Origin of the sequence: Kocuria sp. CPCC 205297 (assembly GCF_040981035.1) — a bacterium.
Lineage (GTDB): Bacteria > Actinomycetota > Actinomycetes > Actinomycetales > Micrococcaceae > Kocuria > Kocuria marina.
Window position 1 is genome coordinate 145516 of sequence record NZ_JAVKPY010000010.1, and the last position, 7481, is coordinate 152996.

Sequence of the window (7481 nt, forward strand, 5' to 3'; positions counted from 1 at the left end):
CATTCGAGGATGGGCTGGGCGAGCAACGGCCGGGTCCATGTTGTTCTGTCTGCGGATATGGTCCCCTGTGAAAGGAGTGACGTGACAAGGCCACGGCGGGGGTCTAGAGTCACGGCCCATGACTACCAATGTTGCTGCCTACCAGGCCGTCGCCTCCGACGCCCCGCTGGAGAAGGGCACCATCGAGCGCCGGGACCTGCGCCCGGACGATATCCGCATCGAAATCGAGTTCGCCGGCATCTGCCACTCCGACATCCACACCGTGCGCGAGGAGTGGGGACCGATCGAGTTCCCCATGGTCCCGGGACACGAGATCATCGGCCGCGTCACCGAGGTCGGTTCCGAGGTCACGAAGTTCTCGGTCGGCGAGCGCGCGGGCGTCGGCTGCCTGGTCGACTCCTGCCGCGAGTGCGAGTGGTGCCTGAAGGGCGAGGAGAACAACTGTCCGAAGGCCGTGGGCACCTACAACGGCAAGGACCGCTTCGACGGGCGCCCCACCGACGGCGGGTACTCGACCGAAATCCTCGTCTCCGAGGCCTTCGCGCTGCACATCCCCGAGAACCTGGACCCGGCCGCGACCACGCCGTTGCTGTGCGCGGGCATCACCACGTACTCCCCGCTACGGACATGGGGCGTCACCGAGGGCTCCAAGGTGGCCGTGGTGGGCATGGGCGGTCTGGGCCACGTGGCCGTGAAGCTCGCCGCCGCCATGGGCGCGGAGGTCACCGTGATCAGCCAGACCCGCTCCAAGGAGGAGGACGGCCGCCGCTTCGGCGCCACCGACTGGATCGCCCGCAAGGAGGATCCCGAGGCCCTCAAGAACCACAAGGGCGAGTTCGACGTCATCATCAACACCGTCTCCGCCCACGTGGACGTGCAGGAGTTCATGGCCACCCTGCGCCCGCACGGTGCCATGGTCCTGCTGGGGCTGCCCACCGAGGCCCTGGAGGTCAGCGCGGGCTCGCTCATCGGCGGCCGCAAGTCCCTCACGGGCTCCAACATCGGCGGCATCCGCGAGACCCAGGAGATGCTGGACTTCTGCGCCGAGCACGGTGTCACCGCGGAGATCGAGCTGATCAGCGCCGAGGACATCAACGAGGCCTACGACCGCGTGGTGGACTCGGACGTCCGCTACCGCTTCGTGATCGACGCGAAGACCATCTGAACACCCGCGCAGCACGCACAACGCCCCGGACCACTACGGTCCGGGGCGTTGTGCGTGCACGGGCCGTGTCCCGCCCTCGTGTAGATTGTGGAGCCGCTCCCGTCCGCTGAAAGCACTCCTGAACACGGGCCTGACACGTTGACAGGGAAAGCACCACGACGCAGTCCGCCGGCACCGGATCGACCTCGACCACCCGGGGCAAACGTCAGATGCGGTTCCTGACGGTGGGTGGCATCTGCTACCTCACCACCATCGGCATCAACGTCCTCCTCAAGTGGGCGGTGCTGGAGGAGAAGCCCACCACCGCGCTGCTCATCGCCACCACGATCGCCAGCGTGGTCTCCTGCTCGCCGAACAAACGGTGGACCTTCAGCTCACGGGGGAGCAGGCACCCGGAAGTGGAGGCGTTCGTGTCCTCGACCGGTTCGGTGCGCAGCTTCTTGTGGACGCGGGCCACGAGATCGGGTGCCGCCGCGCCGTCGACCCCGGCGAGCTCAGCCAGGGCCGCGAGACCACCCGCTTCCCCGGTCGCCGACGACGCCGCGGCACCCCAGTCGCCGGGCGTCCGCTCCGTGACGAGATCCGCCAGGACGTAGCACGTGTGCACGGGCTGGCGGGTCCCGGAGTCCCCGGGGAGGAACCGTGGGAGGTCAGCGTCCGTGCCCGCGAGCAGCAGGTCCGCGCGGTGACCGAAGCCCGCCGGTAGAGAGGGTGCGGCCCCCGCCGCGCGGGGCGGTCGTGGCGGGGGCCGGGGTGGCGTCCAGGTGCGCCGGTGTTACTTGCTGCCTTCCATGAGGTCGTAGGCGGACAGCGTGAGGAACGCCGGGTAGTCCTCCCTGAGCACCATGTCCGAGATAAGCCGCCCGGCGGGCACGAACCACTTCTCGTAGTTCTCCTGGTCGATCTCACCGCGCAGCACCTCGAGCTGAGTGTCCAGTGCGTCGGAGACGAGCTCGCGCGTGGCGGTGTTGTCGGTGTCCGTGTAGACCACGCCGTTCTTGATCTGCTGCCAGATCTGCGAGCGGGAGATCTCCGCGGTGGCGGCGTCCTCCATCAGGTTGTGGATGGCCACCGCGCCGCTGCCGGACAGCCACACCGCCACGTAGCGGATGGCCACGTACAGGTTGGCGTTGAGTTCCTTTTCGGTGCGCTGGTCCCCCGCGGAGGGCACGTCCAGCAGCATCTCGGCGGTCACGTCCACGTCGGGGCGCTGGTGGTCCACCTGGTTGGGCTTCTCGCCGAGCACGCCGTCGAAGACCTCCTGGCACACGGGCACGAGGTCCGGGTGGGCCACCCACGAGCCGTCGAAGCCGTCATTGGCCTCGCGGGTCTTGTCGTTGCGGACCTTCTCGAAGGCGGCCCGGTTGACCTCCTCATCCTTGCGGGACGGGATGAACGCGGCCATGCCACCCATCGCGAACGCGCCGCGCTTGTGGCACGTCTGCACCAGCAGGTCCGTGTACGCGCGCATCAGGGGAGCGGTCATGGTCACGGCGGAGCGGTCCGCCAGGATGAACTTCTCCCCGGCGTCGCGGAAGTACTTGATGATGGAGAACAGGTAGTCCCAGCGTCCGGCGTTGAGCCCGGAGGCGTGGTCCCGCAGCTCGTAGAGGATCTCGTCCATCTGGAACGCGGCGGGGATGGTCTCGATCAGCACGGTCGCGCGAACGGTGCCGTGCTCGATGCCCAGGTAGTCCTCCGCGAACGTGAACACGTCGTTCCACAGTCGCGCCTCTAGGTAGGACTCCATCTTGGGCAAGTAGTAGTACGGCCCCTGGCCGTTCTCGATCAGCTGCTTCGCCGTGTGGAAGAAGTGCAGCCCGAAGTCCGTGAGGGAACCGGAACCGGTCTTCCCGTTGACCGTGATGTTGTACTCGGGCAGGTGCCAGCCGCGCGGGCGCATGACCACCACGGCCAGGGGCACGTCCTCGCGGAGCTTGTACTCCTTGCCCTCCGGGGAGGTGAAGCCCAGGGTGCCGCGGGCGGCGTCGCGCAGGTTGGCGATCGCGTCCACCTGGTTGGCCCAGCTGGGGGAGGCGGCGTCCTCGAGGTCCGCCAGCCACACCTTGGCGCCGGAGTTCAGGGCATTGATGGCCATCTTCGCGGGCGACGCCGGTCCGGTCATCTCCACGCGCCGGTCCTGCAGGGCCGCGGGGGCCGGGGCGACCTTCCAGTCGCCTTCCCGAACCTCGCGCGTCTCGGGGAGGAAGTCCATGGTGCCGCTCTCGGCGGCCTTCGCGCGGGCGGTCTCGCGCTTGCCGAGCAGCTCCTCACGACGGTCCGCGAACTTCTCGTGCAGCGCCTCCACGAATGCGAGGGCGTCGGATGAGAGGATCTCGTTCGCGGCGGGGATGTTGTCGGGTGTGTTGTGGGTGATGCTCATGGGTTGCCTCCTGGATTTTCGGTGTAGTTTGTACTGCTCATTGCGGGTGCGGCAGGCCCTGCACTCGGTACGACGCCGCCGCACCCGGTCGTTCCCGTCAGCCGGCCTGGGGGGCCTCCGCCACGGACTTCACGGCCTCGGCCACGGCCGGGGCGACGTTCTTGGTCGAACACGCTGGGGACGATGAAGCTCGCGTTGCGCTCGTCCTCGTGCACGCAGTCGGCGATGGCCCTCGCGGCGGCCGCGAGCACCTCTGAGGTGATCTCGCAAGCGCCCGCGTCCAGCAGCCCGGGGAAGGCCAGCACGCTGTTGATCTGGTTCGGGAAGTCCGGCCGACCGGTAGCCACGACGGTCGCGGGCTCGGCACCTTCCACGGGGGTGGACCTCGGGATCCGGATTGGCCATGGCGAAGACGATGTCGTCGTCGGTCATGGTCGCGATGTCGTTGCCGTCCAGGACATTGGGGGCGGAGACGCCGATGAACACGTCCGCACCAGCCACGGCCTCCTCGAGGGAGCCCGAGAAGTTGTCCTTGTTCGGGTTCTCGGCGATCCACCGCCGGTGGGAATCGGTGTAGCTCTCACTCGAGTGGATCGCGCCGTTACGTGAACACGCGATCATGTTGGCCACGCCGTCGGTGGGTAGCAGCCGGATGATCGCGTGACCCGCGGCACCCACGCCGGAGACGACCACCTTGACGTCCTTCAACGCCTTGAACAGGGCGGCCTTGCCCTCCATGACAGGCAGGGCCGCGGCTGGTCCGATGTCACCGAGGCCCAGTACCGCGGTGTCGTCCGTGACCACGGCCACGGTGTTGCGCTTGACGGTCAGCCGCCGGACGTCTTTGGGGCTCTCTCGGACGGGTATGCACACGCGGGGCACGCCCGTTGTGTAGGCGCGGGAGAGGTCGTCACGGTTGCGCAGGGACACGCGCGGGGCGACCTCGATCTTGCCGCCCAGGTGGATCAGGAAGGTGCGGTCGGAGATCTTGTGGACCTTGACGCCGTCCAGGGCGTTGAGCGCGTCGAGCACCTCGTCCCGGTGCTCGGCGTTGGACACGTTGCAGCTGATGTCCACGACGACGCTGTTGGGGAAGGACTCCACGAGGTCCAGAGCGGTCACCTGGGCGCCGGCGGCGGCCGCCGCCGTGGTGATCTCACTCGTGGAGTTGAAGGTCGCGGGCGCTTCCATGCGCAGGACCATGGAGTAGCCGGGGTTGGGAGCCGCCATGTGACGGGTTTCCTTCCGAGTCGAGCGGAACCGCGGTGGCCCGCTACCTATCCGTATTATGGAAAATAAATTTCATTAATTGAATCCTAGGCGTAGAGTACGAGGCATGACAAGGTCTTCGTGAGACGTGTTTCACATTGCGGTCACCGTACGCGACCCCACGCGGGGCGGTGATCGCTCCGGCAGCAGAGGGAGAACGGCCATGGCCGAAGGCAAGAGTGCGGGCGGCGTGCAATCGGTGGAGCGGGTCTTCGACCTTCTCAACATCATCACCGCGTCCGGAGGGGAGTCCTCCCTCAGCGAGCTCGCATCCCGGGCGGATCTTCCGCTGCCCACTATCCACCGGTTGCTACGCACCCTGATCCCGCTGGGCTACGTGCGTCAGCTGCCCAACCGCAGTTACGCGCTGGGCCCCGGACTGATCCGCCTCGGCTATGCGGCGGGCCTGCAACTGGGCACCTACGCGCAACCAGTCCTGCAGGGGCTCGTGAACGAACTGGGGGAATCCGCCAACATGGCGGTGCTGGACGGTCACATGGTGGTCTACGTGGGTCAGGCGCAGTCCTCCCGCTCCATGCGCATGTTCACCGAGGTGGGCCGGCGCGCCCACGTGCACGACACCGGTGTGGGCAAGGCGATCCTGGCGACCCTGCCCGAACAGCAGGTCGTGTCCATCGTGGCGTCCATGGGCATGCCCACCCCCACCGAGAAGAGCCTCGGGACTGTGGGCGAGCTTCTCGACGACCTTGAAAAGATCCGAGAACGCGGCTACGCCGTGGACGACGAGGAACAGGAGATCGGCGTGCGCTGCTTCGCCATGGCACTGCCGGATGCGCCCACACCCACTGCGATCTCTGTGTCCGGGCCCACGTCCCGCGTGGACTGGGACTTCGGCGACCGCGCCGTGCCCCTGTTGCGCGAGGCCGCCGAGCGGCTGTGCGGACAGCTGGCCCAGCCCGGTTGAGCGCCTTCGTCCGAGTCTCGACGCCGCGTCGGTCCCGGTACCGTTTGGTCCACGGGTTTCAGAACCGCCTGGCGGCAGCCCTCAATGCCCGCGCCAAGCGGTCGCTGTCCTGCGGTGTGTTGTACAGGGCGGGGGTCACACGAATGACCTCGCCGTTCGTCACACCGCCGCGACGCACCGTGAATATCCCCCACGCCTTGGTGAGGTAGTCGGTGATGGCTACGCTGCGTTCCCGGGTCGTGTTCCCGTCGATCCGGAAGGACGTCAGTGCGCCGTACATGCGCCGATCCTCCGGAGTCATGATGGTCAGATTGGACACGTCCAAGACCTGGTGCACCCAGCGATCACGCAGGTACTGCAGGCGCGCGAACTTGTTGGCGGCTCCCACGGCTCGGTGGAAGTCCAGAGCCGCCGGGACCGCCAGGTAGTTGGCCGAATTGGCGGTTCCCGTGTGAATCCGTGATCGCACGTCATCGGCGTCGTGGTCCTCGTCCGCAAAATGACGATCGATATCGGGAAGGCGATCCTTCTTGATGTAGAGAAAGCCGCAGCCCAGCGGTGCGCCGATCCACTTGTGCAGATTGAACCCCACGAAGGGGCTCTCGAGATCCCTGACGCTGAAATCCACATGGCCCCACGAGTGCGCGGCATCCACGATCGTGTCGACCCCGTGCTGCGCGGCCATCCGGCTGATCTCCGCGATCGGCAGCTTGAGGCCCGTGCGGTGGGAGATATGGGTCAGCAGGAGCAATGTGATCCGCGGATTGCCCCGGAGCAGCTTGGTGTAATGATCGATCACGTTCTGGTACGTCGCGGGTTCCGGGATCGCGGTGGCGATCACGTCCACCCCGCGGCGGTCCTTGAGCCACTTCATGGCGTACTGCATGGAGTCGTAGTCGAGATCGGCGTAGGCCACGGCGTCACCGGGCTTGAGCTTGTTGTAGCCGCCGATCAGGGCCTGTAGCGCCTCCGTAGCGCCGCGCGTGATGGCGATCTCCTCCACGGAGCACCCGACAGCTTCCGCCAGTCGAGCCCGCACATCTGTGATGCGCTCCTCGTACGCGTTGCGGAGGAACCAAGAGTTCTGTTCCTGGATGGTCCGGTTGGCGTGGGCATAGGTATCTCGTACGTTCTGAGGGTTCGCTCCGAAGTACCCGTTCTCGAAGTTGGTGACGGGCATGTCCATGCGGAAATGCCGTGCGACGGTGCGCCAGTACTTCTCGTCACGGGCCAGGCGGCCTGCGGGGGTCCGCGATGCAGTGGGCAGTCCGGAGGGGTCTCGACCATGGCGCCCACCCTGGTGGGCGTGGGCGGGGGAGGTGACGAGGCCGCCCGCCGCCAGCGCGCCCAGGCTTGCTGTTCCCGCGACCAGATTTCGGCGATTGAGTTCCATAATGTGCAGGCCCCCGGAAGTGTGCTGATGCGCACCACAGCCTGGATGCCGGACATCGCCACTAGTCAAACCGTAAATTTTCAATTTACGATCCGCAGATGAAATTCGGGTGCGCATCACGGTGCCACGCGGGCGGGGCCCTAGCCAGCGGACTGCGTCGTCGAACCAATCGACTCACCTGGGCAGTCATACGGGGTGCTTCTCGCCGGCCCATCACGGCCCGGGCACGGTGAACGCGCGGCGGTACGTCACTGTGCCGCGCGGTGTGGGGGCGTCGTGGTGGTGGGTTGGTGGGTTAGGCGTCGCCTCCGGTGTTACCGCTGGTGCCGGCGGCGGGGTTGGTGAG

At 67.0% G+C, this 7481-nt stretch carries 6 protein-coding genes and 1 pseudogene; 4 read left to right on the forward strand and 3 right to left on the reverse strand.

Annotation, left to right across the window (positions count from 1 at the left end; all coding sequences use genetic code 11):
- Positions 1–118: 118 nt before the first annotated feature.
- Positions 119–1165: an NAD(P)-dependent alcohol dehydrogenase gene (locus RF650_RS10955; RefSeq protein ID WP_064847457.1), complete on the forward strand. Its 1047-nt coding sequence runs from the start codon at positions 119–121 to the stop codon at positions 1163–1165.
- Between the two features lie 209 nt (positions 1166–1374).
- Positions 1375–1761 (forward strand): GtrA family protein, encoded by a 387-nt coding sequence (locus tag RF650_RS10960; protein ID WP_368814921.1) that lies wholly within the window; start codon positions 1375–1377, stop codon positions 1759–1761.
- Positions 1762–1940: 179 nt separating this feature from the next.
- Here RF650_RS10960 and aceB read toward each other — a convergent pair whose 3' ends face one another.
- Positions 1941–3548 (reverse strand): malate synthase A, encoded by a 1608-nt coding sequence (gene aceB, locus RF650_RS10965; RefSeq protein ID WP_131333490.1) that lies wholly within the window; start codon positions 3546–3548, stop codon positions 1941–1943.
- 97 nt (positions 3549–3645) lie between these two features.
- A pseudogene (locus RF650_RS10970) lies at positions 3646–4778 on the reverse strand (NAD-dependent malic enzyme).
- Positions 4779–4980: 202 nt separating this feature from the next.
- Between RF650_RS10970 and RF650_RS10975 the strand changes: the two are divergent.
- Complete coding sequence (locus RF650_RS10975; RefSeq protein ID WP_368814922.1) at positions 4981–5742, forward strand: IclR family transcriptional regulator; 762 nt, start codon at positions 4981–4983, stop codon at positions 5740–5742.
- Positions 5743–5800: 58 nt separating this feature from the next.
- Here RF650_RS10975 and RF650_RS10980 read toward each other — a convergent pair whose 3' ends face one another.
- On the reverse strand, positions 5801–6928 hold the full coding sequence (locus RF650_RS10980) for an aminotransferase class V-fold PLP-dependent enzyme (protein ID WP_368814923.1): 1128 nt from the start codon (positions 6926–6928) through the stop codon (positions 5801–5803).
- A gap of 99 nt (positions 6929–7027) precedes the next feature.
- On the opposite strand from RF650_RS10980, the gene RF650_RS10985 reads away from it, so the two are divergent.
- Positions 7028–7237 (forward strand): hypothetical protein, encoded by a 210-nt coding sequence (locus RF650_RS10985; RefSeq protein ID WP_368814924.1) that lies wholly within the window; start codon positions 7028–7030, stop codon positions 7235–7237.
- The last annotated feature ends 244 nt before the right edge of the window (positions 7238–7481 follow it).

Excerpts from the sequence above, each read along its gene's own strand:
- RF650_RS10955 (WP_064847457.1), top strand. The coding sequence starts at position 119 with ATGACTACCAATGTTGCTGCCTACCAGGCCGTCGCCTCCGACGCCCCG.
- RF650_RS10960 (WP_368814921.1), top strand. The coding sequence starts at position 1,375 with ATGCGGTTCCTGACGGTGGGTGGCATCTGCTACCTCACCACCATCGGC.
- aceB (WP_131333490.1), bottom strand. The coding sequence starts at position 3,548 with ATGAGCATCACCCACAACACACCCGACAACATCCCCGCCGCGAACGAG.
- RF650_RS10975 (WP_368814922.1), top strand. The coding sequence starts at position 4,981 with ATGGCCGAAGGCAAGAGTGCGGGCGGCGTGCAATCGGTGGAGCGGGTC.
- RF650_RS10980 (WP_368814923.1), bottom strand. The coding sequence starts at position 6,928 with ATGGACATGCCCGTCACCAACTTCGAGAACGGGTACTTCGGAGCGAAC.
- RF650_RS10985 (WP_368814924.1), top strand. The coding sequence starts at position 7,028 with ATGGCGCCCACCCTGGTGGGCGTGGGCGGGGGAGGTGACGAGGCCGCC.